Raw genomic sequence first — 23195 nt, 5'->3', positions numbered from 1 at the left:
CCGCACACTATCGTTGCAATGTCAATATTTTTCTTTTAAAAATGATAAAAATTTTATAAAAAAGAGAGGGCATATTTGCAATATAACCATCGATTGTCATTAAAATCTTAACTTAATGACATTGGTTCATGACTGCTTTTTTTAGTAAAAATTAATTTACTGTAAATGGTTATTTTTTTAAAGTTCAAATTATGTTATAATCTTACAATGAATCGAGGTGTTTAGATGAAAGCAAGAGTTTTAGTTGTAGATGACGAAAAAGATATAAGAGAATTAATTAAATTTTATTTGAATAAAGAAGGGTTTGAAGTTTTAGAAGCCGGAAATGGCGAAGAAGCTTTAGAAATTTTTGAAAATGAATATATTGATTTAGGAATTATCGATATTATGATGCCAGTGATGGATGGCTTTGAGTTAGTTGAAAACTTAAAAGAATTTAAAGATATTCCTGTAATCATGTTAACTGCTAAAGGTGAAAGCAAAGATAAATTACGGGGATTTTCAGTTGGAGCAGATGATTATGTCGTTAAGCCATTTGACCCTACTGAATTGATGGCTCGAGTTAGAGCGGTATTGAAACGTTATAGTGTTAATACATCTAATATTGTTAAATTAAATGATGTTGAATTTGATGGAGATAAATATGAAATTCGTTATCATGATGAAACAATTCATTTGCCATTAAAACAATTCGAACTGGTTTTTGAATTAGCTAAACATCCTGATCAGATTTTTAGTCGAGAACAGTTGATCGAAAAAATCTGGGGAATGGATTATGACGGTTTTGATCGTACTGTCGATGTACATATTAAAAGAATTCGTGAAAACTTAGGGCATTTACCAGGTTTTAAAGTAGTTACTGTTAGAGGACTTGGTTATAAGGTTGAAGTTGAATGATGAAGTCAATTTATGGAAAGCTTATCTGTGGATTCTTAATTACTATTTTATTTAGTTTTTCAGTTTCGGTTTATATTGCCATTAGAAGCAATTATGATCAAATTGATAATATGACCCAAACAGAACTGGCAGCTACCAGTGATTTTGTTTCTAGTGTGGTTAATAATGTAAGCAGTGAAAATATTAATGAAATTTTAAGCAAGTATTCTAATAGTTCTGAGGTAAATGTTACCCTATATTCGCCTGAACTTGGTTATTTGACTTATGGAAAGTCGACTGTTTTTTTACCAGATAAAGAAACCATGCAAAATTATTACTATGATAACAGTAAAGATGGAGTGTATGGAGAACAAAATAATTATCAGACATATGGTAGTTTGATAGAAACGGATACTAGTGATATTTATGTTTATATTCAAAAAGATACTAGTTATGAAAAAAGAATTTTTGCTAATTCTGCTATTTTGATTTTAGGTTGTGTCTTTTTATCAGGAAACTTAGTCTTTTTAGCGATAGCGGATATCATTGTTAAACCAATTACTCGCTTAACTAAAGCAACTAAAGAATTATCAAAAGGAAATTATAGTGTGCGAGTTAATTATGTTGGTGATGATGAGATATCACAGTTAAACCAGGGATTTAATCAAATGGCACAACAGCTGGCTAAACAGGAAGAAATGCGACAAAAGTTTATTTCTGATATTTCGCACGAATTTCAAACGCCATTGACGGCAATTCAGGGTTTTGCTAATATCCTAAAGGAAGAGGATTTACCAAAAGATCAGCGACAAAAATATGCAGATATTATTTTGTTTCAATCAAAAAGACTTTCAACATTGTCTAAAAATATGTTACAGTTAACCTTGCTAGAACGTGAGGATGTGGAACTGGATTTTGAAACATATTCAATCGTGACTCAATTAGAACGAGTAATTTCGACTCAGGAAAATGAGGCAATCTTAAAAGATATTGAAATTCAATTTGAGCCACCACGAAAAGATATTTTAGTTTATGGTGATGAACAGCGTTTGGAACAAGTATGGATTAATTTGATTTCTAATGCTATTAAATATACTGATAATGGAGGTTTGATCACCGTTAGCGTCAAAAAAACACCACGAGATGTTGAAGTATCAATTGAAGATACTGGTCGTGGTATGTCAAAAGAAGTTATTTCTCACATTTTTGAACGATTTTATCGTGAAGAAAAAGCCCGTTCAGTGGCTGGTAATGGACTAGGCCTGTCAATTGTTAAGTCGATTGTTGATTTACATCATGGAAATATTGATGTTATTTCACAAGTTGATGTTGGTTCAACATTTATTGTCAAATTGCCTAGTGAACGTAAATTTTTTGATTTAAAAGATAAGTTATCATTAAATAGAAAGGACTAAGTATGGAATTATTAAAACAGAGAATTTTGGAAGATGGTATTGTTATTATGCCAGATATTTTACGAGTTGATAGTTTTTTAAACCATCAAATTGATTGTCATTTATATCGACAAATTGCTAAGGAATTTAAAGAACGTTTTAAAGATACTAAAATAAATAAAATTTTAACGATTGAAGCCTCAGGAATCGGAATTGCTTTAGCCACAGCTTTTGAATTCGATGATGTTCCTGTTGTTTTTGCTAAAAAAGGAACCGCCAAAACTACCAGTACTCATTTATATACATCAAAAGTGCATTCTTTTACTAAAGGAATTGATTATGATGCGATCGTTTCTAAAAAATATTTAAATGAAGATGATCATATTTTGATTATCGATGATTTTTTAGCTAATGGACAAGCAGCACTAGGATTAATTGATATAATTAATCAGGCTCATGCAACGGTTGCTGGAGTGGGAATCGTTATTGAAAAAGGATTTCAAGAAGGGCGTAATTTAATCGAGGCTCAAGGATATCGAGTTGAATCACTGGCAATTGTTGATGCATTTGAAGATGGAAAGGTGATTTTAAGATAGTGAGTGAGGATATAGATGTATTTAAAAAGGATTGAATTACACGGTTTTAAATCTTTTGCTGACAAAGTTAATATTGAATTCCAACCGGGAATTACTGGAATTGTCGGGCCTAATGGTTGTGGCAAATCAAATATCTCTGATGCAGTGCGCTGGGTCTTAGGAGAACAATCTGTTAAATCATTGCGTGGAGCTAATATGAGTGATGTAATCTTTGCTGGAAGTGAAGATCGCCGGGCTCAAAATTTAGCTGAAGTCACATTGGTGTTTGATAATAGCGATCGTTATATTAAATATGATTATAACGAAGTTGAAATTACTCGTCGTTTATATCGACAAAATAACGAATCAGAATATTTGATTAATAAACAACAATGTCGTTTGAAAGATATTGTTGATTTAATCATGGATACGGGATTAGGCAAAGATTCGCTATCGATTATTTCACAAGGTAATATCTCGTCTTTTGCTGATAATAAGCCAGAAGAACGCCGTGGTATTTTTGAAGATGCGGCTGGAGTTTCTAAGTATAAAAAAAGAAAATTGGAATCAATTAGAAAATTAGAGCGGACAAAAGATAATTTAGAAAGAATTGGAGATATTGTGGCGGAATTAGAAAAACAAATTGGTCCTTTAAGACGACAAAAAGAAAAAGCCGAACAATATTTACAATTAAAAGATAAATTGACCGGAATTGAAGTCAATGTCTTAGTAAAAGAAATATCTCAGGCAAAAGCATCACTAGATCAATTAACACAAACGATCAAAGATTTAAATGAGCAGCAGGCGGCTTTTGATGCTGATATATTATTAAAGGAAAATAATAATGATGAAATAAAAAAGAAAATGTATCAACTAGATCAAGAAGTCAATACATTGCAATCTAAATTATTGGATGCCCTGTCAAATGTGTCTAAATTAGAAACGGCTAAAGTAGAAATTGATCAAAAAAGAAAGCATGCGCTAGAAACCTTAAATAAAGAAAATCTTCAAGAAAATATTGCGAATATGAAAGCTATCTTAAGTGATATTGTTAATGAATATAATGATCGAGTTGACCGGTTAGAAACAACAGGCAATGATTTGAAACAACTTACAAGAGATCAAGAAGTACGTAATAGTAGACTAGCTGAATTAAAAACCGAATTAAATCAGTTATCTAATACAATTAATAAAAATAAATCTAGAAAAGATATTTTAATGGATGCCATCGAATCAAAAAGTAATTATCATCAAAGCATTCAGACAATTATTAATTTATCTAAAAGCAATCGTAATATTATTGGAATTTTAGGGGAATTAATAACGACAGAAAAAGGTTATGAAATGGCTTTATCATCAGCTTTAGGTGGTGCTATTGAATTTGTAGTAACTAAAGATGATGCAACTGCTCGTCAGACAATTAAATTTTTACGGGATAATAAAGCCGGTCGGGCCACTTTTTTACCACTAGAAACAATGAAGCCAAGAAGTATTCGTTTAGAACATATGGAAGTTCTACAAACATTAGATGGATATTTAGGAACGGCTGATGAATTTATTAGTTATGACCCTAAAATTAAAAATGTTATTTTAAATCAGTTAGGTAATGTAGTTATTGCTAGGGATTTAACGAGTGCTAATGCCATCAGTAAAGCAATTTTTATGCGATATAAAATTGTATCATTACAAGGTGATATTGTTAATGTTGGTGGATCTTTGACAGGAGGAAGTATGAATTCACAAAGATCATCTCTGATGCAAAAACGCCAGCTGGAACAAATTTCTATCGATTTAGAAAAACAGGAAATTGATTTTTCTAAAAAAAGAAAATTACATAATGCTTTAGATAATGAGATAAAAGAAGTAGCCCATACTTTACTGCAAAAACAAATGGCTTATGCTAAATTGGAAGTAATTGTCCAAAGTAAAAAAGAAGAATTAATCAAAGCTAAAAGCGAATATGAATCATTGACAGAACAAAGTGTGGAACTAGAAGATTTTACTTCTGGTAAAACTGAAAATAAATTAGTTGATCAATTAAACGAAGCGATTCGTTATCGTGATCAGTTAACTGAAGAAATTAAAAGTAAACGGGAAATGCGAATGGCTTATGCTAATCAAAATGAAGCATTGGATATTGAACTACGTCAAATTCGAAAAGAGCAACGTGAAAATCAAGATCAAATAAACGAAAGTACGGTTAAAGCTGCTAAATTGGAAACAATGCTTAATAGCTATTTATCAAGATTAAATGATGAATATCATATGACTTATGAATACGCTAAAGAGCAGTATCAAGAAGAAATTGATTTACAAAAAGCTAAGGAAGATGTCTATGATTTGCGCAGTCAAATTAGAAGGTTAGGTAATGTTAATCTTGATGCTATAGAAGAATATCAAACAATCAGTGAACGTTATGAGACAATGAATAAGCAGAGAATCGATTTAATTGAAGCACAGGATCGGATTCTAGAAGCAATTAAAGAGATGGATGAAATTATGGTTAAACGTTTTTCAGAAACTTTTGAAAAAATCAATGTAGAATTTAATCATGTGTTTAGAAGTTTATTTGGTGGTGGTAAGGCCAAAATAAAATATAGTGATCCAACTAATATTTTGGAAACTGGTATTGATATTGATGTGCAGCCACCAGGGAAGGCGGTTCAAAATATTTCACTGTTTTCAGGCGGTGAAAAGGCGTTGATTGCGATATCATGTTTGTTTGCAATTTTACGAGTAAAACCACTGCCGATGTGTATTTTAGATGAGGTTGAAGCAGCATTGGATATTGCCAATGTTGAACGTTTCGCTAAATATTTACGAGAGTTTTCTAAAACGACACAGTTTATTGTTGTAACTCATCGTGAAGGTACGATGGAAGAATGTGATTTGCTTTATGGAGCAACCATGCAACAAAAAGGGGTTACTAAATTAGTAAGTGTAAAATTAGAAGAAGCAATTGATCTATCAGAAACAAGTTAGGAGGGTATCAAATGGGTTTCTTTAGTCAAATAAAAGAAAAATTTGTTGGTAAATCAGCTAAACAAAATGAAAAATATGTTGCGGGTCTGGACCGTTCAAATACGACTTTATCTGATCGGATTAATGAACTAGCCGCCCGTTTCCGTGAAATCAATGATGAATATTTTGAAGAATTAGAAAATGTCTTAATTATGTCTGATGTTGGGGTTTCAATGGTATTAAAAATTGTTAGTGAAATTAAAAATGAAGTTCGTTTACAAAATATCACTGATCCTAAAGAAATTAATGAAATCATCATTGATAAAATGTTTGTTATTTATGCCAATGATAGCGTCATGACTACTAAAATCAATTATGCCAAAGATGGATTAACAGTTATCTTAATGGTTGGTGTAAATGGTGCTGGTAAAACAACGACAATTGGTAAATTAGCTCATCGAATCAAAGAAGATGAAGGTAAATCAGTGATGGTAGCCGCTGGGGATACTTTTAGAGCTGGTGCTATCGATCAACTGGAAGTCTGGGCTAATCGAGTTGGTGTAGATATTGTCAAAGGTAAGGAGGGTGGTGATCCTTCAGCAGTTGTTTTTGATGCTTTAAAACAAGCTAAAGAAAAAAATATCGATGTTTTAATTTGTGATACGGCTGGAAGATTACAAAATAAAGTTAATTTAATGAAAGAATTAGAAAAAATGAACCGGGTCATTAAACGTGAAGTACCTGATGGGCCTCAAGAAACCTTATTAGTTATTGATGCGACAACTGGTCAAAATGGTGTTTCTCAGGCAATTGAATTTTCCAAAATTACTGATGTAACGGGACTAGTTTTAACTAAAATGGATGGAACAGCTAAAGGTGGTATTGTTTTATCAATTAAAGATCAATTAAATATTCCAGTTAAGTTCATTGGTTTAGGAGAAAAAGTTGATGATCTTCAAGAATTTGATCTAGAACAATATATTTATGGATTATGTAAAAATTTAGTTGAGGCATAAAATGGAATCTAGTTTAGAAAAAACACAGCGAGTTAATTTACTAATTGACTGCTATGGAGATTTGTTGACGAATAAACAACAGCTGTATTTACAATATTATTATCAAGAAGACTATTCGCTTTCTGAAATTGCTGAAATAATGCATGTTAGTAGAAATGCAGTCTATGATAATTTAAAAAAAGCAGTAAGAAGTTTAGAAAAATATGAAGAAAAACTCCAATTAATGAAAAAACATCAAGAAAGACTTGACTTGATTCAAAGAATTGAAGATGATATAACTGATGAAAATAAAGAATTAGAAAACTACTTAGAAATGCTAAGGAAGATATAGAAAGGGGTATATATGGCTTTTGATTCACTATCGGAACGTTTGCAGGGGACTATTAAAAAGTTTTCTGGGCAAGGACGTTTAACGGAAAAAAATATGGAAGATATGCTAAGCGAAATTCGTTTAGCGTTGTTAGAAGCTGATGTTAACTATCAAGTTGTTAAAGAATTTATTGCAGCGACTAAAGAAAAAGCTTTAGGTCAAGATGTCTTAGGTTCTTTAAAACCAGGACAAGTTGTTGTAAAAATTGTTCATGATGAATTAGTAGAATTATTGGGAACTACAGTTTCAGAAATTGATTTTGATAAAAAACCAACAATAATTATGATGGTTGGTCTACAAGGTTCTGGGAAAACTACTACAGCTGGGAAAATTGCTAATTTAGTTGCTACTAAACAAGGCAAACATCCTTTATTAGTGGCTGGGGATATTTATCGTCCAGCTGCAGTTGATCAGTTAAAAACTTTAGGAGAGCAATTAAATATTCCGGTTTATGAAAAAGGAACCAGTCAATCAGCCGAATCAATTGTAGAAGAAGCATTAAGATTTGCGCGAGAAAATAATAATGATGTTATTATTATTGATACTGCTGGTCGTTTACATATTGATGAACCATTGATGCAAGAATTAGCTAACATTAAAGAAATTGCGCATCCACATGAAATCTTATTAGTTGTTGATGCTTTAACTGGTCAAGATATTGTTAATGTTGCCAGCTCATTTAATGAACAATTAGGAATTACGGGGGCAGTATTAACGAAATTAGATGGTGACTCTCGTGGTGGAGGCGCTATTTCAATTCGACATATTACTCATGTGCCAATCAAATTCATTGGTACTGGTGAAAAGTTAGATGCAATCGATTTATTCTATCCTGATCGAATGGCTGATCGTATTTTAGGAATGGGAGATGTTGTATCTTTAGTTGAAAAAGTTCAAGATGTTTATGATGAAAAAGATACAATGAAGACTTTTAGAAAAATGCAGACTGGTCAATTTGGTTTAGATGATATGTTAAATCAGATGCATCAGCTACAAAAATTAGGTCCATTATCAGGAATAATGAAAATGATTCCGGGAATGCCAAAAATGCCTAAAATTGATGATGATGAATCACAAAGACGGTTAAAGATTACAGAATCAATCATTTATTCAATGACAAAAGAAGAACGTCGTGATCCTAGTATTATTACTTTATCTAGAAAGCAAAGAATTGCCAAAGGATGCGGTAAAGAAATTGCAGATATCAATCGATTATTGAAGCAATTTGAAGAATCAAAGAAAATGATGAAGCAATTAGGTAATTTAGATCCTAATACTGGTATGCCGATTCCAGGACGTTCTAAGAAAAGTCCTTTTGCCGGTAATGCTAATCGTAAGAAAGTTCGTCATAAGAAAAAGAAAAAAAGATAAAAAAATTTTAGTAGGATTTTGTTCTACAAAATTGATATTTTCATGGGAATATTAAGCATTTTTGATTAATATTCCTTTTTTTATTGTAGAACTTACTTGTTCACAGTGCACTGGTTGATGATTTTCCATATATATTTGATTTATTTTTGAGTACACTAAAAGTATGCAATATCGGCCTTTTTTTATTTGTAAGACAAAATTCCACTTCGTTGATCTGTTTACTTGTCAATCTGTTTCCCATTTTCATACATTTTCTAAACGTTTGTTATTTATTGAAGATATTGGTTTTGTTTTTTATTTTAATAGATATAATTTTAATACGATCTTGTCTTTTGCTATTTTTTCAATCCCATAGTCGATGAATCGCTGATAAAGCTCCATATTCATAAATTCCATCATTTCTAATGGTGATTTACCTTTTAGTATTTCTTTCGACTGTGAATTGATATGCAAGATTATAAGATTGGCCTTTGTCTGATCATTTAATCCCAGTTCTCTTAGATCTGTTCCTTTAGGACAAATATATCGGATCTCTTTGTGATTGTTTTCCAGGCTTCCTTTCTGCCCAGATGCCATAGGGTCGCAATAGAAGATACGGGTCCTTCTTGTGCCATTTTCTTCCTTCTCTATTGCTTCTGCATTTTCAAATTCACTTCCTCTGTCAGTTTTAAGGATAGCAACTTCTTTGGCAAAGAGTTTCTTACCGATAATCTTTTCCAATAAATCGATACCGGCAACCATCGCTTGTGGTGTGTTCTCTTCATGATATATAATAAACATGAAGGAATATGATAAAAATTTGAAGGTCTGCATAAATGGTTCGGTAGTACTGTTGTTATGGACAGTATCCATCCCCACAATGCTTAATTCAGGATTTTCATCAGCATATGCAGTGAAATCATTATATGTACGGCCTTTAAGATATTTCATGTTTCTTCTTTTTTTATAAACCGTCTTGTCTTTTTTACTGATCTTTCTTTTTACTTTTATTCTTAGATCGATATCCAAAAGACCAAATCTTTAAAGACACCTTGTTCGATATAATTATAGAGTGTTTTTTCTGAAATATTATTAGTGATGACCTGATAAGTGTTAATGTCAATATAAAATTTATCAAAAGTGTGTAAATATAAATTTCATTGTAAGAGAAAAATAAACTGGAATCTAACTTTTCACTATGGAAAATATGAATTATATATTACTAAAATGTATACTAATTGACATCAAAAATTAAAGTGATAGAATGTGATTTATGTTTTGTACAAGGAGGAATGGTATTATGCTAGAAATAATAGAGCAATTTTTTTCTGGACAATCATCATTTGGAACTCCTTTCTTTAATGGATTGCTGTATGATTTATTACCAAATTATTTATATCCAGAAAATAGGACAATTATTACAGATTTTGGTGGTAATTTGATACTTATAATAGTAATGACAATTTTGTTTTCATTAATAACATATTTAATCTATTCATGGGCTAAGAATGTTGAACAACAGAAAGGATACGGGGGTTTAAAAATATGATCTATTTTAGCGTTTAATCTTTTGCTAATTGTATTATTTGGAATAAATAACTATATTATTACTGGATATCTTATGATAATGTCTTTTATACTTGTTTTTATTTCAATTTTTAAATTTATTAATAATATTTCAGGAAATTAAACAGATGAATAAATATATATTTTCTATTTTTGAGACTGATTCTATTTTATATTTTGCAACATCATTATTAGCTATCTATCTGCTTGTTAGATATTATTTTGTTAAAGATCCTACAATCCAAAAATCATTTAAATTTAGATATGTTCTTTTCAGTATGATATGGGTATTTGTATTAGATTTTTGTACTACTGCAAATTATCATTTAAATGAAAACGTCTATAATATTGGAAATGTATTATTTGTATTGATATTTTTCTATTCTCTGTATTTGGGTTATATGGATGAAAAAATTGAGGGAATTTTTGATGTTTTGGCTCAATATGTTTGTGGATATATAGGATATAGAGCTATATTTTTCTTTGTTAATTGTAGTGGATTACAATACGTATTAATTGTAGCTTTTATTATAGCAGTATTATTTGCTGTAGCATACTTTGTTGATCGAAATGAAGAGAATTCTGGAAATAAAAGCAATAATAGTCAAAGTAGCACAGCTGATGGGTACATAGTAGGATATACATTCGAAGATGGTCCTGAACATCTAAAGAAGGTCTCAGGGGACTATTATATAAGCAGATATGGGGTAACTTATGAGAAAATTGGTGATACTTTTTTCAGAATAAATCCTAAAGATGATGATGAATAATTAATATTGATGCCTATATGTGGCATCTTTTTTGTTCAACTATTCTTAGAATTATCGCTTATAAGTATTATATTAATAGTTATAACATATAAGGAAAGAGGTAAATCAAAATGTGTAGCAACAAAGACAGATTAAACAGATTGCGTAGCTCAGCAGGAAGCTATTGTGGAAATTCTATTTGCCATACAGCTAGCACAAAATGATAATGATGAAGTTGATATCAAAAAATACTGGAGGTTCCTATACAAAAACTTGGCGAAATTTCCAGTATTTTAAACGATATTTCTAAAAGTATATAATTATCATGAAAAATACAAATTTATAGAAAAAGCGATTTTTATGGAAATTTTTCTAATATGTATGAAGGGACTTTTGGAGGAAAGATAATCTGTAAGTAATGCTAAGATAATCAATAAAAGGCAAATCAATTAAAAAAATCATAGTGTTAAGCAAAAATGCTTGACACCATATTTATATTATGCTAAATTAGTTAAGTCAAATTAAATAGGAGGAAATATAAATGGCAGTAAAATTAAGATTATTAAGAATGGGAGCTAAAAAAGCACCTTTCTATAGAATTGTAGCAGCTGATTCAAGATCACCAAGAGATGGTCGTTTCATTGAATTATTAGGAACTTATGATCCTAACAGCAATCCTGCAAAAGTTACAATCAAAGAAGAAGAAGTATTAAAATGGTTAAACAATGGAGCACAACCAACTGATACTGTTAAAAACTTATTATCTAAAGAAGGAATCATTAAAAAATTCGCTGATTCTAAATCTGGTAAATAATCATGGATTATACTAAGATTCTTAAAGATATCGCCATTGAATTAGTTGATGACAAAGAACATTTAGAAGTTCGTCAAATGCCTTCATTGGATGAAAATGTAATTGTTTTGTATGTTTATTCATCTAAAAATGATATCGCTCGTTTGATTGGGCGTAAAGGTGTTATGGCTAATTCAATTAGACAATTAATGTCAGTGGCTGGTCGCATGACTGATAAAAAACTAGATATTAAGTTTGAATCGTATGACTAAAAAAGATGTGCCTGGCACATCTTTTATTTCATGGAGGAAAAATGGATAAAATAAAAGTAGGAAAAATTGTAGGTACTCATGGCTTAAAAGGTGAAGTTAAAATTCGTTCTGTTAGTGATTTTGCTGATGAAAGATTTAAAAAAGGTAACAACTTAATTATTGGAACTAAAAATCAAGATTTAGAGCTAGAAATCATTTCATGTCGTCTTCATAAGGGTAATTATTTAATTGCTTTTAAAGATCATCAAGATATTAATTTGATTGAAAAATATGTAGGGACCTTTGTATATGGCTTAAAAGATGATAGTTTATTAGATGACGATGAGTATTTTTATAGTGATTTAGTTGATATGATGGTTATTAGTGATCAAGGAGCTGTTATTGGAAAGGTAACATCAGTATCAGATAATCCGGCTCATGCTATTTTAAATATTGATCATCATGGCAAAAAAGTCGCTATTCCATATGTTGATGCTTTTATTAAAGATGTTGATTTGACAAAAAAACAAATTACTGTTTCATTAATTAAAGGATTTATTGATGAAGATTGATATTTTAACATTGTTTCCAGAAATGTTTAGTGGTTTTTTATCAACTTCAATTATTAAAAGGGCGATTGAAAAAAAACTGGTTACCGTTGAGTTGCATGATTTTAGGGAATTTTCTCATGATAAACATAAGCATGTCGATGATTACCCTTATGGTGGTGGTCAAGGTATGGTATTGCGTTGCGAACCAATTATTGAATGTTTAAAAACTATTGCCAATGAAAAGAGTTTTATTATTTTAATGTCCCCACAAGGAGTAACTTTAAAACAAAAAGTAGCTGTTGATCTGTCAAATAAAGAGCATTTGATCATTATTTGTGGTCATTATGAAGGATTTGATGAACGGATTCGTGATTATGTGGACATGGAACTTTCAATTGGTGACTATGTTTTAACTGGTGGTGAACTGGGCAGCATGGTTGTCAGTGATGCCATAATTAGACTTTTAGATGGCTCAATTAAAGCTGAAAGTCATCAAGATGACTCTTTTAGTCAGGGATTATTGGAGTATCCACAATATACCAGACCTGCAAGTTATGATGGTAATGATGTCCCTGAAGTTTTATTGAGTGGACATCATGAAAATATCCGTAAGTGGCGAAAGTATCAGTCTTTGAAAAAAACATATTTAAAACGGCCTGATTTATTAGGAGAATATCAGTTTGATGAAGAAAGTATCGAAATGATGAAAAAAATTAAAGAAAATGATTGCATTAATAAATAGATTAGTTTATAATTGACTAGTCGTTTGAAGCAAATGTTCCGCTGGTTAATCGAATGAACATTGAAGACTAAATTTTGATAAGGAGAAGAAAGATGAATTTACAATTAGTTGATCAAATTACAAAAAAACAATTAAGAAACGATATTCCTGATTTTAAACCAGGGGATACTTTAAAAGTATTCGTAAAAATTAAAGAAGGTGAAAAATACAGAATTCAGTTATTTGAAGGTGTATGTATCGCTAGAAAAGGTAAAGGAATCTCTGAAACATTTACTGTTAGAAAAGTTTCATATCAAGTTGGTGTTGAAAGAATTTTCCCTCTTCATAGTCCAATTATTGATCATATCGAAGTGGCTAAAGTTGGTAAAGTACGTCGTGCTAAATTACATTACTTACGTGGATTATCAGGTAAAGCTGCAAGAATTAAAGAAATTAGAAAATAAGAAATGGGATTACCCATTTCTTTTTTTTGATTTTTTTGTATAATAAAATAGTATGAGGGAGGGTCGACTAATGGTTAAGAAAAAAATGCTTCTTAAATTTTTGATTCAAATATTGGTAATTGTATTGTTGACAGTTGTAATTTTTACTAGAGTTATTATCCCGGTGCGGATCGATGGTCAAAGTATGGCACCAATGTTGCATGATGGTGATTTAGCTGTTGTTAATGCATTATTTTTAAATCAAGATCAGATTGAACGATTTGATGTGGTAGTTTTAAATTGTAAAACTCTACAAAAAGATATTGTTAAAAGAATTATTGGTCTACCAGGGGAAACAATTGTTTATCAAGATGATCGTTTATATATTGATGGTATTTATTATGATGAATCTTTTTTGAATCAAGATTATATCGAAGAGGCTAAAGTTACTTATCAAAGTGAACAATTTACTAATGATTTCGAAGTTACTTTAGGTGATGATGAATTTTTTGTCCTTGGAGATAATCGGTTACATTCAACTGATTCAAGAGCTTTAGGGGCTTTTAAATATGATGATATTATTGGTAAAAATGGGATGATTGTTTTTCCGTTTAATGATATGGATTTTATAGATTAAAGGAAGTGATATAAGTGGCAAAACAGATTCAATGGTTCCCTGGTCATATGGCTAAGGCGAGACGGGAAATAAGTGAGAAAATTAAGTTAATTGATATAGTTATTGAACTAGTAGATGCAAGAGCACCTCGGGCTTCAAAAAATCCGATGTTTGATGATATATGTCGTAATAAACCTAGATTGATCGTTATGACTAAAAAAGACTTGGCCGATGATAATTTAACTAATCAATGGCTGGCATATTATCGCAAGCAGGGATTATATGCTATCAGTGTTAATTTGAAAAAGTTTAATGAATATCAATTAGTAATTAATACTTGTAAAGATATTTTAAAAGAAAAGATGGAACGTGAAGCTAAACGGGGATTAAAACCTCGAGCAATGCGAGCCATGGTCTTAGGAATTCCTAATGTTGGAAAATCAACTTTTATTAATCGTTTGGCAAAGCGGAAAGCGACAGTTACCGGTAATCGACCAGGGGTCACTAAAGCCCAGCAGATAATTCGGGTAGATAAAGATTTTGAGCTATTTGATACCCCAGGGGTATTATGGCCTAAATTTGATGATATTAATATTGCTCGTAATATTGCTTTAATTGGTTCAATTAAACAAGATATATTGCCATTAGATGAGTTATTTATCTATGCTGTTGAATATTTAGAAAAAAACTTTGATCATGTTGTTTCTAAACGTTATAGCATCACGATTGATTTTGATGAAGATTGGGTAACTAAAGTTTTTGATGATATTGCTAGAGCTCGTAAAATCAAACCAGTTCGTGGTTATACTGATTATGATCGGGTGATGGATGTTTTTTTCAATGATATTTTTAATGGAGAACTAGGAAAAATAACTTGGGAGAGTCCCGATGGAACGCTATGAATTTGAACAAAAATATTATGATTTAGGTTATGAGTATATTATCGGCTTAGATGAAGCTGGGCGGGGTCCGATGGCCGGTGAACTGGTTGTTGCTGGTGTGGTTTTACCACCGAGGTATTATAATCCTGAAATTAATGATTCTAAAAAATTGACGCCTAAAAAAAGGGAGTATCTATATGATTTAATTACTGAAAATGCTCTATTTTATAATATTGAAATTATTAGTGTCGAAGATGTCGATCGTTTAAATGTATATCAGGCCAGTCGCTTAGGAATGGAAAAGTGTATTGAAGTGTTATTTCAAAATAAGATGTTTGCTTTAACTGATGCAATGCCGATCAATTATGATGATCATGAAGCAATTATTAAAGGAGACAGTAAAAGTATTTCAATCGCTGCTGCTAGTATTTTAGCTAAGGTAACCCGTGATCGGTTGATGGAAGACTATGCGTTACAATATCCTGAGTATGGGTTTGATAAGCATAAAGGATATGTAACTAAGATGCATAAAGAAGCTTTAGAAAAATATGGGCCATGTCCAATTCATCGAAAGTCATTTGGACCGGTAGCTAAAGTAATGTCGAAACAAATGTCATTTAATTTTTAATGACATTTTTTACTTTTTTAAAGTAATTATCTTTTTTGTGGAAGATATAATATAGAGGTGATACGAATGGAAGAACTTTTATTATATTTTTCATTAAAATACAGTGGTGATTTTGATAAAATTTTCCAAGCTTTAAAAACCAAAGAAACAGTCGATTTAGCTTTAAAAGAAAAATTATTTATGAATTTAAAATCAAAGTTTACTACTATTGTTTCTGATGATTATCCAAAGGCATTAAAGTATATTAATGCGCCACCATTTGTTTTATATTATTATGGCAATTTGAATTTGGTCAATCAAAAATGCCTTGGTATTGTCGGTATGCGCCAGCCTAGTAATTATGGAATAAAGATGGCACAAAAATTTTGTAAAGAATTAGTAGCCAATAATTATGTTCTTGTAAGTGGTATGGCTTTAGGTATTGATGCCTGGGTGCATCAAAGTGCGATTGATTCTAATGGTAAAACGATTGCCATTTTAGGAAGTGGTATTGATTATTGTTATCCAAGTTCCAATTCAAAACTGTATCAGGAACTGATAAAAAACCAATTGGTCATAAGTGAGTATCCTGGCTTTTTAGCCCCTAAAAAAGAAAATTTTCCGCGTCGGAATCGGATTATTTCAGGATTAAGTGAATCGGTGTTGGTAATTGAGGCCAATATCCGCAGTGGAACTATGATTACTGTAGGTCATGCCTTAGAACAAGGAAAAGATATTTATGCTATTCCAGGTCGAATCGATGATGCCAAGGGTTGTAATTATTTGATTCAACAGGGAGCTAAATTAGTTATGAATGTAAATGATATTATCGATGGATAATTATTTTTAGAAAATTTTTTATTGACAAACGTTTAAAAACCAATAATAATTGTGTTAATCACGTGGAGGGAATAAGATGAGTAAAAAATTAGTCATTGTCGAATCGCCATCAAAATCTAAAACGATTGAAAAGTACTTAGGAAGTGATTATGTCGTTACTTCATCTAAAGGACATGTACGCGATTTGGCTACTTCAGGTAAAGAAGGTTTGGGAATAGACATTGAAAATAATTTCCAGCCAAAATATGTTATTAATAAAGACAAAAAGGATGTTGTAAAAGAATTAAAACAGCTAGTTAAAGAGTCTGATGATGTTTATCTGGCAACCGACCCTGACCGTGAAGGTGAAGCAATTTCCTGGCATTTAGCTCAGGTTTTAAATGTTGATATGGATAAAGAAAACCGGGTCGTTTTTAATGAGGTAACTAAAGATGCGGTTGTTGATGCTTTAAAACATCCTCGTAAAATTGATCAAAATTTAGTTAAGTCACAAGAAACTCGAAGAGTATTGGATCGAATTATCGGTTTTAAATTATCTAAATTATTACAAAAGAAAATTAAATCAAAAAGTGCTGGTCGTGTTCAATCAGTGGCTTTAAGACTAATCGTTGAAAGAGAACGAGAAATCGAAGCATTTGTTCCAGAAGAATACTGGAAGATCAAAGCTCAGTTTGAAAAAAATCAAATTGAGTTTACTGGCGAATTAGCCAAATATCAAAATAAGAAAATTGAAATTAAAAATGAACAGGAAGCTACGGCTATCTATGAGTCATTAAATAAAGAGTTCGAAGTTAATCAGGTTAAAAAGACAACTAAGAAAAGAGAATCAAAACCACCATTCATTACTTCAACTTTGCAACAGGAAGCTTCTTCTAAACTTGGTTTTAAGGCTAGAAGAACAATGTCGATTGCTCAAAAGTTATATGAAGGGGTTACCTTAGGTGATGAAACTGTCGGTTTAATTACTTATATGCGTACTGATTCAACTCGTTTATCAGATGTTTTTGTTAATTCTGCTAAAGAGTATATCGAAGAAAAATTTGGTAAAGAATATGTCGGTAAAGTTAAAGTAAGTAAGAAGAAAGAAAATGTTCAAGATGCTCATGAAGGAATTCGTCCTACCAGTGCTTTAAGAACTCCTGAAAGTGTCAAAGAATATTTAAAACCTGAAGAGTATAAATTATATTCATTAATTTACGCTCGAGCAATGGCATCATTAATGGCGCCAGCTAAATTTGATGCTACGTCAGTTACTTTATTAAATAATGGATATGAATTTAGAGCTAGTGGTTCTGTAATTAAATTTGATGGTTATTTAAGAATGTATGGTGATTATGAAAAACAATCAAATGAACTATTACCTGAATTAAAAGGACATGAAATGTTAGAAAGTAAAAATATTGAAAAATCACAACATTTCACTAAACCACCAGCAAGATATACAGAAGCTCGTTTGATTCGTGAAATGGAAGAATTAGGAATTGGTCGTCCTAGTACTTATGCTTTAATTATTGATACGATTCAAACTCGTGGATATGTTGAAATGGTTGATAAGGCTTTTAAACCAACTGAAAGTGGAATACTAACAAGTGATCGATTGACGCAATATTTTAATGATATTATCAATGTTGAATATACTGCTAAAATGGAACACGAATTAGATGAAATTGCTGAAGGACAAGATGATTATGTTCATGCCTTAAGTACTTTCTTAGATAAATTTCAACCATTGTTAGATGAAGCTTATGATAAAATGGAAGTAATTGCTCCTAAAAAAACTGGTGAAAAATGTCCGGAATGTGGTCATGACCTGGTAGAAAGAAAAGGACGTTATGGTACTTTTGTTGCCTGTGAAAATTATCCGGAGTGTAAATATATCAAAAAAGATCCAGTTAAATTGGAATATACGGGTGAGACATGCCCTAAATGTGGTGGCAAAATGGTTTATAAAAATGGACGGTTTGGCCGCTTTGAGGCTTGTTCAAATTATCCGGATTGTAAGTATATTAAAAATTCCAAGAAAAAAGAACCAGTTATGACTGATGAAGTTTGCCCAAACTGTGGCTCACCAGTTGTAATTAAACAAGGACGCTGGGGTGAGTTTAAAGCTTGTTCTAATTATCCAAAATGTAAGACCATTATTAAGTAGAACTACGTTCTACTTTTATTTTTGATTTTTCAATGTTAGAATAATAACGAAGATGTTGAATGAAAGGAAATTTAAATGGAAAAGATCGTAAATATTATTGGTGCAGGATTAGCGGGAGTTGAAGCCTGTCATCAGTTGATAAAAAGAGGTTATCGAGTGCGTTTATATGAAATGCGTCCTCAAAAAATGACCCCAGCTCATCATAGTGGCAATTTTGCGGAACTAGTTTGTTCTAATTCACTTAGAGCTGATGGTTTATCTAACGCAGTAGGTGTTTTAAAACACGAAATGGAAATGCTTGATAGTATTGTTATTAAATTTGCTCGTGAGCATCAAGTTCCAGCTGGTGGTGCTTTAGCAGTAGATCGGGATGGATTTTCTAAAGCGATTACTGATTATTTAACTAATCATCCTTTAGTAGAAATTATTCATGAAGAAGTTACTGAAATTTTACCGGGGCTAACAATTATTGCTTCAGGACCGCTAACTAGTGATAAGTTATCTCAAGCTATTAAAGATAAACTAGGTGAAGATTATTTTTATTTTTATGATGCGGCTGCTCCGATTGTAACTAAAGAAAGTATTGATTTTAATATTGCTTATTATAAATCTCGTTATGATAAAGGTGATAATGAATATATTAATTGTCCAATGACCGAAGAAGAATTTAACCAATTTTATGATAATTTGATTAATGCTAAAGTTGTTAAACCAAAGGAATTTGAAGAAAAGTTTTTTGAAGGATGCATGCCTTTTGAAGAAATGGCTCGTCGTGGTAAACAAACCTTATTATTTGGTCCTATGAAACCGGTGGGATTAAATACCCCTGATGGAAAACGACCATTTGCAGTAGTTCAATTACGACAAGATAATGTGCAAGCCAGTCTTTATAATATTGTTGGTTTCCAGACCCATTTAACCTGGCCCGAACAAAAAAGAATTATTCATATGATTCCTGGATTGGAAAATGCCGAGTTTGTTAGATATGGAGTCATGCATCGTAACAGTTATATTTGTTCACCATGTCATTTACTTAGTACTTATCAGTTAAATGATGATTTAGAAGTATTGCTGGCGGGACAGATTACTGGAGTCGAAGGATATGTAGAATCAGCACAAAGTGGAATTGTTGCCGGGATCAATGCTGCTAGACTTCTTGAAAATAAAAAAACACTGACTTTTCCTAATGAAACGGTCATGGGAGCATTGGCTAATTACATCACTAATGCCTCAGCTACAGACTTTCAGCCGATGAAAGCTAATTTTGGTATTTTACCAGAATTAGCCACAAGAATAAAAAAGAAAGAACGCAAAGAAGCCTATGCCGCAAGAGCAATTGAAAAAATGAAAGAGTTTATTGATGAAAACGCACTTGGATAATCTTGAAAATCAATATTTAGATTATTTAATGTATCAAAAACATTATTCAGATCAGACAATTACCTCTTATCGTCGTGAGATTAATCATTTTAAAAATTACTTAAATCGAGAATTGATTGAAAATTATAGTGATGTGACCTATACCTTGTTAAGAGGGTATTTAACTAATCTTTATGATGAAAATCTATCAAAATCTTCAATTAATCATCGGTTGAGTGCGCTTAGGAGCTTTTATAATTATTTGTTGAAAGAAGAGTTTATTGCAGATAATCCATTTTTGCTTATTGAGTCGCAAAAAGTTCCAAAACGAAATCCTGATTTTCTTTTTCCAGAAGAAATGATGGGATTTTTAGATAGCATTGATACTAACAGTGATCTAGGTAGCCGTAATAAAGCAATGTTAGAATTGATGTATGCTTCAGGACTACGATGTTTTGAAGTTGTTAATTTGATGATAAAAGATATTGATTTTAATCAGCTGGTGGTATTAATTCATGGAAAAGGGGGTAAAGACCGTTATGTACCATTTCATGAATATGCCCGTGATTGGCTGATTAAATATCTTGAAGAAGCCAGAGTAAATTTGATGGTCAAATCTAATGGTCATAATTATGTTTTTGTTAATAAATTCGGAAACCCATTAACTAATCGAGGAGTAGAGAATATTGTTGATCGCCTGATGAAAAATTATGATCCAACCAAAAAAATTCATCCGCATACAATTCGACATTCATTTGCAACTCATTTGTTAGACGCTGGAGCCGATATTCGGACAGTGCAGGAATTATTAGGTCACGAAAATTTATCAACGACTCAGATTTACACACATGTTACTAAAGAGCATTTAAAAGAAGTATATTTAAAAGCTCATCCAAGAAATAATGAATAATTCAATAAAAATTAAGGCAGATTATGCTTGTAACTAGAATTTATTTATGTTAAAATATCACACGTATGAAAAATACACACATTATGGATTCATTTATCTAGTGCCATTAAGGTGATAAATGTTCGAAATAATGGAGGAAAAAACAAAAAGGAGGAAGAAGTTACATGTCAGTAATTTCAATGAAAAAATTATTAGAAGTAGGTGTTCATTTCGGACATCAAACAAAAAGATGGAATCCTAAAATGGCTCCATACATTTTCACATCTAGAAATGGAATTTATATTATCGATTTACAAAAAACTTCAAAGAAAATCGATGAAGCTTACAAAGCAATGAATGAAATTGTTGCTAAAGGTGGAAAAGTACTTTTCGTTGGTACAAAAAAACAAGCTCAAGAAGCTATTAAAGAAGAAGCTATTCGTTCAGGAAGTTTCTATGTAAATAACCGTTGGTTAGGTGGAACTTTAACAAACTTTAAAACAATTCAAAAAAGAATTAGAAGATTAATTGAATTAGAAAAAATGGAACAAGACGGTACTTTTGACTTGTTACCAAAGAAAGAAGTTATCTTATTAAAGAAAGAAGCTGCTAAGTTAGAAAAAAACTTAGGTGGAATTAAAGAAATGAGAAGATTGCCTAATGCAATTTTCGTTGTTGATCCAAAAGCTGAACATAACGCTGTTGCTGAAGCAAGAATCTTAGGTATCCCTATTTTTGGTATCGTTGATACTAACTGTGATCCTGATGAAGTAGATTATGTAATTCCAGCTAATGATGATGCAATCAGAGCTGTAAAATTAATCGTTGCTGCTATGGCTGATGCTATCTGTGAAGCTAAAAATGAACCATTAACAGTTGCATATGTTAAAGATGAAGATGATAAAGAAGTATCTATGAACGATGCAATCACTTCTGTAGAAAACAATCAAAGAAGAACTCCAAGAAACAAAGCTGGAAAAGGTAACGCAAGAAAAAATAACGCTTTAAAAACTAATAAAGAAGAAACAGCTGGAACTCAAGAATAATTAAAATAAAGGGAAAGCGAATTTTCCCTTTTTTAAATCAAAAATAAATAAAGGAGAAACAAGATGAAAATTACTGCAAGTTTAGTAAAAGAATTACGTGAAAAAACTGGTGCTGGTATGATGGATTGTAAAAAAGCTCTAGAAGCTTGCGATGGTGACATCGAAAAATCTTTCGACTGGTTAAGAGAAAAAGGAATTGCTAAAGCTGCTAAAAAAGCTGATCGTATTGCTGCTGAAGGATTAACTGCATTTGTAGTTGATGGAAATGTAGCTGCTGTAGTTGAAGTTAACTCTGAAACTGATTTCGTAGCTAAAAACGCTGAATTCCAAGCATTAGTTGATACAGTTGCTAAAGCTGTTGCTGCTAATCAACCTGCAGATTTAAATGCTGCATTAGCTATTGATGTTGATGGAAAAGATTTAGGAACAGTTATTGCTGAAGCAAGTGGTAAAATTGGTGAAAAAATCAGCTTAAGAAGATTTAGTGTATTGACTAAAACTGATGACGAAGTATTTGGTGCTTATTCACACATGGGTGGAAAAATGACTTCTATTGTTAAAATTGCTAACAGTACAAGTGAAAAAGCTCGTGATGTAGCTATGCATGTTGCTGCTGCAAACCCTACATATATTGATAGAAGTGGTATTCCTCAAGAAGTATTAGATCATGAATTACAAGTTTTAAAAGCTCAAGCTTTAGCTGAAAATGAAAAAGCTGCTAAACCTAAACCAGAAAATATTATTGAAAAAATGGTTCAAGGTAGACTAAACAAAAACTTAAAAGAAACTTGTTTAGTTGATCAAGAATTTGTTAAAAATCCTGATGAAACTGTTGGTAAATTCTTAGGAGACGGTAAAGTTTTAGAAATGGTTAGATTCCAAGTTGGAGAAGGAATGCAAAAAAGAGAAGAAAACTTTGCTGAAGAAGTTGCTGCTCAAATGAAAGGATAATCATAACACCATCATTCGATGGTGTTTTTTTACGCCGTTTACAATCTGTCAAGCGAAATTGAAAATGTCCTAAAAAAAGTTAAACATTAGCACCGTTATAACGATGCTTCTGTATTGATAAGAAACCAAGAAAATTGCTATTTCTCCAAGGATGATCCATTGGAGGAATATATTGTTTTTTAGGTTTCTTTTCTTTTACCTCATGATCAAATTCTTTTGAATATTTTTCGCGTGCTGGTAT

At 31.5% G+C, this 23195-nt stretch carries 24 protein-coding genes; 23 read left to right on the top strand and 1 reads right to left on the bottom strand.

Annotation, left to right across the window (positions count from 1 at the left end; all coding sequences use genetic code 11):
- The first annotated feature begins 225 nt into the window (after positions 1–225).
- The 7 genes from Q0K54_RS11805 to ffh are packed head-to-tail and all read left to right on the top strand — an operon-like array spanning position 226 to position 8563.
- On the top strand, positions 226–897 hold the full coding sequence (locus Q0K54_RS11805) for a response regulator transcription factor (protein ID WP_294581498.1): 672 nt from the start codon (positions 226–228) through the stop codon (positions 895–897).
- The gene (locus tag Q0K54_RS11800; RefSeq protein ID WP_294581496.1) at positions 894–2291 is read left to right on the top strand and encodes a HAMP domain-containing sensor histidine kinase; all 1398 of its coding nucleotides are present in this window, start codon (positions 894–896) and stop codon (positions 2289–2291) included. The genes Q0K54_RS11805 and Q0K54_RS11800 overlap by 4 nt, the downstream gene beginning before the upstream one ends.
- Before the next feature lie 2 nt (positions 2292–2293).
- A complete protein-coding gene (locus Q0K54_RS11795; protein ID WP_294581495.1) occupies positions 2294–2866 on the top strand; it encodes a xanthine phosphoribosyltransferase in 573 nt (190 codons plus the stop codon).
- A 15-nt stretch (positions 2867–2881) separates the two neighbouring features.
- Complete coding sequence (locus Q0K54_RS11790; protein WP_294581493.1) at positions 2882–5827, top strand: chromosome segregation protein SMC; 2946 nt, start codon at positions 2882–2884, stop codon at positions 5825–5827.
- Positions 5828–5838: 11 nt separating this feature from the next.
- Positions 5839–6822 carry a signal recognition particle-docking protein FtsY gene (ftsY, locus tag Q0K54_RS11785; RefSeq protein ID WP_294581491.1) on the top strand — a complete coding sequence of 328 codons (984 nt, stop codon included), beginning with the start codon at positions 5839–5841 and terminating at the stop codon, positions 6820–6822.
- Between the two features lies 1 nt (position 6823).
- On the top strand, positions 6824–7153 hold the full coding sequence (gene ylxM, locus Q0K54_RS11780) for a YlxM family DNA-binding protein (protein ID WP_294581489.1): 330 nt from the start codon (positions 6824–6826) through the stop codon (positions 7151–7153).
- A gap of 12 nt (positions 7154–7165) precedes the next feature.
- The gene (ffh, locus tag Q0K54_RS11775; protein WP_294581488.1) at positions 7166–8563 is read left to right on the top strand and encodes a signal recognition particle protein; all 1398 of its coding nucleotides are present in this window, start codon (positions 7166–7168) and stop codon (positions 8561–8563) included.
- A 294-nt stretch (positions 8564–8857) separates the two neighbouring features.
- On the opposite strand, the gene Q0K54_RS11770 is transcribed toward ffh, so the two are convergent.
- Complete coding sequence (locus tag Q0K54_RS11770) at positions 8858–9571, bottom strand: hypothetical protein (RefSeq protein ID WP_294581486.1); 714 nt, start codon at positions 9569–9571, stop codon at positions 8858–8860.
- Positions 9572–9842: 271 nt separating this feature from the next.
- On the opposite strand from Q0K54_RS11770, the gene Q0K54_RS11765 reads away from it, so the two are divergent.
- The 16 genes from Q0K54_RS11765 to tsf all read left to right on the top strand — a co-directional run bounded on the left by Q0K54_RS11765 (position 9843) and on the right by tsf (position 22954).
- The gene (locus tag Q0K54_RS11765; protein WP_294581485.1) at positions 9843–10091 is read left to right on the top strand and encodes a hypothetical protein; all 249 of its coding nucleotides are present in this window, start codon (positions 9843–9845) and stop codon (positions 10089–10091) included.
- 145 nt (positions 10092–10236) lie between these two features.
- Complete coding sequence (locus Q0K54_RS11760) at positions 10237–10878, top strand: hypothetical protein (RefSeq protein ID WP_294581483.1); 642 nt, start codon at positions 10237–10239, stop codon at positions 10876–10878.
- A gap of 520 nt (positions 10879–11398) precedes the next feature.
- Positions 11399–11671 (top strand): 30S ribosomal protein S16, encoded by a 273-nt coding sequence (gene rpsP / locus Q0K54_RS11755; protein WP_294581482.1) that lies wholly within the window; start codon positions 11399–11401, stop codon positions 11669–11671.
- A 2-nt stretch (positions 11672–11673) separates the two neighbouring features.
- Positions 11674–11922: a KH domain-containing protein gene (locus Q0K54_RS11750; RefSeq protein WP_294581480.1), complete on the top strand. Its 249-nt coding sequence runs from the start codon at positions 11674–11676 to the stop codon at positions 11920–11922.
- A 41-nt stretch (positions 11923–11963) separates the two neighbouring features.
- On the top strand, positions 11964–12473 hold the full coding sequence (rimM, locus tag Q0K54_RS11745) for a ribosome maturation factor RimM (protein ID WP_294581478.1): 510 nt from the start codon (positions 11964–11966) through the stop codon (positions 12471–12473).
- Complete coding sequence (gene trmD / locus Q0K54_RS11740) at positions 12463–13194, top strand: tRNA (guanosine(37)-N1)-methyltransferase TrmD (protein ID WP_294581477.1); 732 nt, start codon at positions 12463–12465, stop codon at positions 13192–13194. The genes rimM and trmD overlap by 11 nt, the downstream gene beginning before the upstream one ends.
- Positions 13195–13286: 92 nt before the next feature.
- On the top strand, positions 13287–13637 hold the full coding sequence (gene rplS / locus Q0K54_RS11735) for a 50S ribosomal protein L19 (RefSeq protein WP_294581476.1): 351 nt from the start codon (positions 13287–13289) through the stop codon (positions 13635–13637).
- A 70-nt stretch (positions 13638–13707) separates the two neighbouring features.
- Positions 13708–14253: a signal peptidase I gene (gene lepB, locus Q0K54_RS11730; protein WP_294581475.1), complete on the top strand. Its 546-nt coding sequence runs from the start codon at positions 13708–13710 to the stop codon at positions 14251–14253.
- A 14-nt stretch (positions 14254–14267) separates the two neighbouring features.
- Positions 14268–15134 (top strand): ribosome biogenesis GTPase YlqF, encoded by an 867-nt coding sequence (ylqF, locus tag Q0K54_RS11725; protein WP_294581474.1) that lies wholly within the window; start codon positions 14268–14270, stop codon positions 15132–15134.
- Positions 15121–15741: a ribonuclease HII gene (locus tag Q0K54_RS11720; protein ID WP_294581473.1), complete on the top strand. Its 621-nt coding sequence runs from the start codon at positions 15121–15123 to the stop codon at positions 15739–15741. Before ylqF ends, Q0K54_RS11720 begins: the two co-directional genes overlap by 14 nt.
- Before the next feature lie 66 nt (positions 15742–15807).
- Positions 15808–16560 (top strand): DNA-processing protein DprA, encoded by a 753-nt coding sequence (gene dprA / locus Q0K54_RS11715; RefSeq protein WP_294581472.1) that lies wholly within the window; start codon positions 15808–15810, stop codon positions 16558–16560.
- Between the two features lie 76 nt (positions 16561–16636).
- Entirely contained in the window at positions 16637–18709 is a 2073-nt protein-coding gene (gene topA, locus Q0K54_RS11710) for a type I DNA topoisomerase (protein ID WP_294581471.1), read from the top strand.
- A gap of 75 nt (positions 18710–18784) precedes the next feature.
- Complete coding sequence (gene trmFO, locus Q0K54_RS11705; protein WP_294581470.1) at positions 18785–20089, top strand: methylenetetrahydrofolate--tRNA-(uracil(54)-C(5))-methyltransferase (FADH(2)-oxidizing) TrmFO; 1305 nt, start codon at positions 18785–18787, stop codon at positions 20087–20089.
- The gene (xerC, locus tag Q0K54_RS11700) at positions 20070–20978 is read left to right on the top strand and encodes a tyrosine recombinase XerC (RefSeq protein WP_294581469.1); all 909 of its coding nucleotides are present in this window, start codon (positions 20070–20072) and stop codon (positions 20976–20978) included. The genes trmFO and xerC overlap by 20 nt, the downstream gene beginning before the upstream one ends.
- A 164-nt stretch (positions 20979–21142) precedes the next feature.
- The gene (rpsB, locus tag Q0K54_RS11695) at positions 21143–22003 is read left to right on the top strand and encodes a 30S ribosomal protein S2 (protein WP_294581468.1); all 861 of its coding nucleotides are present in this window, start codon (positions 21143–21145) and stop codon (positions 22001–22003) included.
- 63 nt (positions 22004–22066) lie between these two features.
- Positions 22067–22954, top strand: coding sequence for a translation elongation factor Ts (gene tsf, locus Q0K54_RS11690; RefSeq protein ID WP_294581466.1), 888 nt, complete (start codon positions 22067–22069; stop codon positions 22952–22954).
- Positions 22955–23195: the final 241 nt, after the last annotated feature.

It is taken from the genome of uncultured Thomasclavelia sp. (assembly GCF_944324745.1).
GTDB lineage: Bacteria > Bacillota_I > Bacilli_A > Erysipelotrichales > Coprobacillaceae > Thomasclavelia.
This window is presented reverse-complemented; position numbering and strand designations above follow the sequence as displayed.

What these genes read in the sequence shown, in the direction of transcription:
- Q0K54_RS11805 (WP_294581498.1), top strand. Translation starts at nt 226, where the DNA reads ATGAAAGCAAGAGTTTTAGTTGTAGATGACGAAAAAGATATAAGAGAA.
- Q0K54_RS11800 (WP_294581496.1), top strand. Translation starts at nt 894, where the DNA reads ATGATGAAGTCAATTTATGGAAAGCTTATCTGTGGATTCTTAATTACT.
- Q0K54_RS11795 (WP_294581495.1), top strand. Translation starts at nt 2,294, where the DNA reads ATGGAATTATTAAAACAGAGAATTTTGGAAGATGGTATTGTTATTATG.
- Q0K54_RS11790 (WP_294581493.1), top strand. Translation starts at nt 2,882, where the DNA reads ATGTATTTAAAAAGGATTGAATTACACGGTTTTAAATCTTTTGCTGAC.
- ftsY (WP_294581491.1), top strand. Translation starts at nt 5,839, where the DNA reads ATGGGTTTCTTTAGTCAAATAAAAGAAAAATTTGTTGGTAAATCAGCT.
- ylxM (WP_294581489.1), top strand. Translation starts at nt 6,824, where the DNA reads ATGGAATCTAGTTTAGAAAAAACACAGCGAGTTAATTTACTAATTGAC.
- ffh (WP_294581488.1), top strand. Translation starts at nt 7,166, where the DNA reads ATGGCTTTTGATTCACTATCGGAACGTTTGCAGGGGACTATTAAAAAG.
- Q0K54_RS11765 (WP_294581485.1), top strand. Translation starts at nt 9,843, where the DNA reads ATGCTAGAAATAATAGAGCAATTTTTTTCTGGACAATCATCATTTGGA.
- Q0K54_RS11760 (WP_294581483.1), top strand. Translation starts at nt 10,237, where the DNA reads ATGAATAAATATATATTTTCTATTTTTGAGACTGATTCTATTTTATAT.
- rpsP (WP_294581482.1), top strand. Translation starts at nt 11,399, where the DNA reads ATGGCAGTAAAATTAAGATTATTAAGAATGGGAGCTAAAAAAGCACCT.
- Q0K54_RS11750 (WP_294581480.1), top strand. Translation starts at nt 11,674, where the DNA reads ATGGATTATACTAAGATTCTTAAAGATATCGCCATTGAATTAGTTGAT.
- rimM (WP_294581478.1), top strand. Translation starts at nt 11,964, where the DNA reads ATGGATAAAATAAAAGTAGGAAAAATTGTAGGTACTCATGGCTTAAAA.
- trmD (WP_294581477.1), top strand. Translation starts at nt 12,463, where the DNA reads ATGAAGATTGATATTTTAACATTGTTTCCAGAAATGTTTAGTGGTTTT.
- rplS (WP_294581476.1), top strand. Translation starts at nt 13,287, where the DNA reads ATGAATTTACAATTAGTTGATCAAATTACAAAAAAACAATTAAGAAAC.
- lepB (WP_294581475.1), top strand. Translation starts at nt 13,708, where the DNA reads ATGGTTAAGAAAAAAATGCTTCTTAAATTTTTGATTCAAATATTGGTA.
- Q0K54_RS11720 (WP_294581473.1), top strand. Translation starts at nt 15,121, where the DNA reads ATGGAACGCTATGAATTTGAACAAAAATATTATGATTTAGGTTATGAG.
- dprA (WP_294581472.1), top strand. Translation starts at nt 15,808, where the DNA reads ATGGAAGAACTTTTATTATATTTTTCATTAAAATACAGTGGTGATTTT.
- topA (WP_294581471.1), top strand. Translation starts at nt 16,637, where the DNA reads ATGAGTAAAAAATTAGTCATTGTCGAATCGCCATCAAAATCTAAAACG.
- trmFO (WP_294581470.1), top strand. Translation starts at nt 18,785, where the DNA reads ATGGAAAAGATCGTAAATATTATTGGTGCAGGATTAGCGGGAGTTGAA.
- xerC (WP_294581469.1), top strand. Translation starts at nt 20,070, where the DNA reads ATGAAAACGCACTTGGATAATCTTGAAAATCAATATTTAGATTATTTA.
- rpsB (WP_294581468.1), top strand. Translation starts at nt 21,143, where the DNA reads ATGTCAGTAATTTCAATGAAAAAATTATTAGAAGTAGGTGTTCATTTC.
- tsf (WP_294581466.1), top strand. Translation starts at nt 22,067, where the DNA reads ATGAAAATTACTGCAAGTTTAGTAAAAGAATTACGTGAAAAAACTGGT.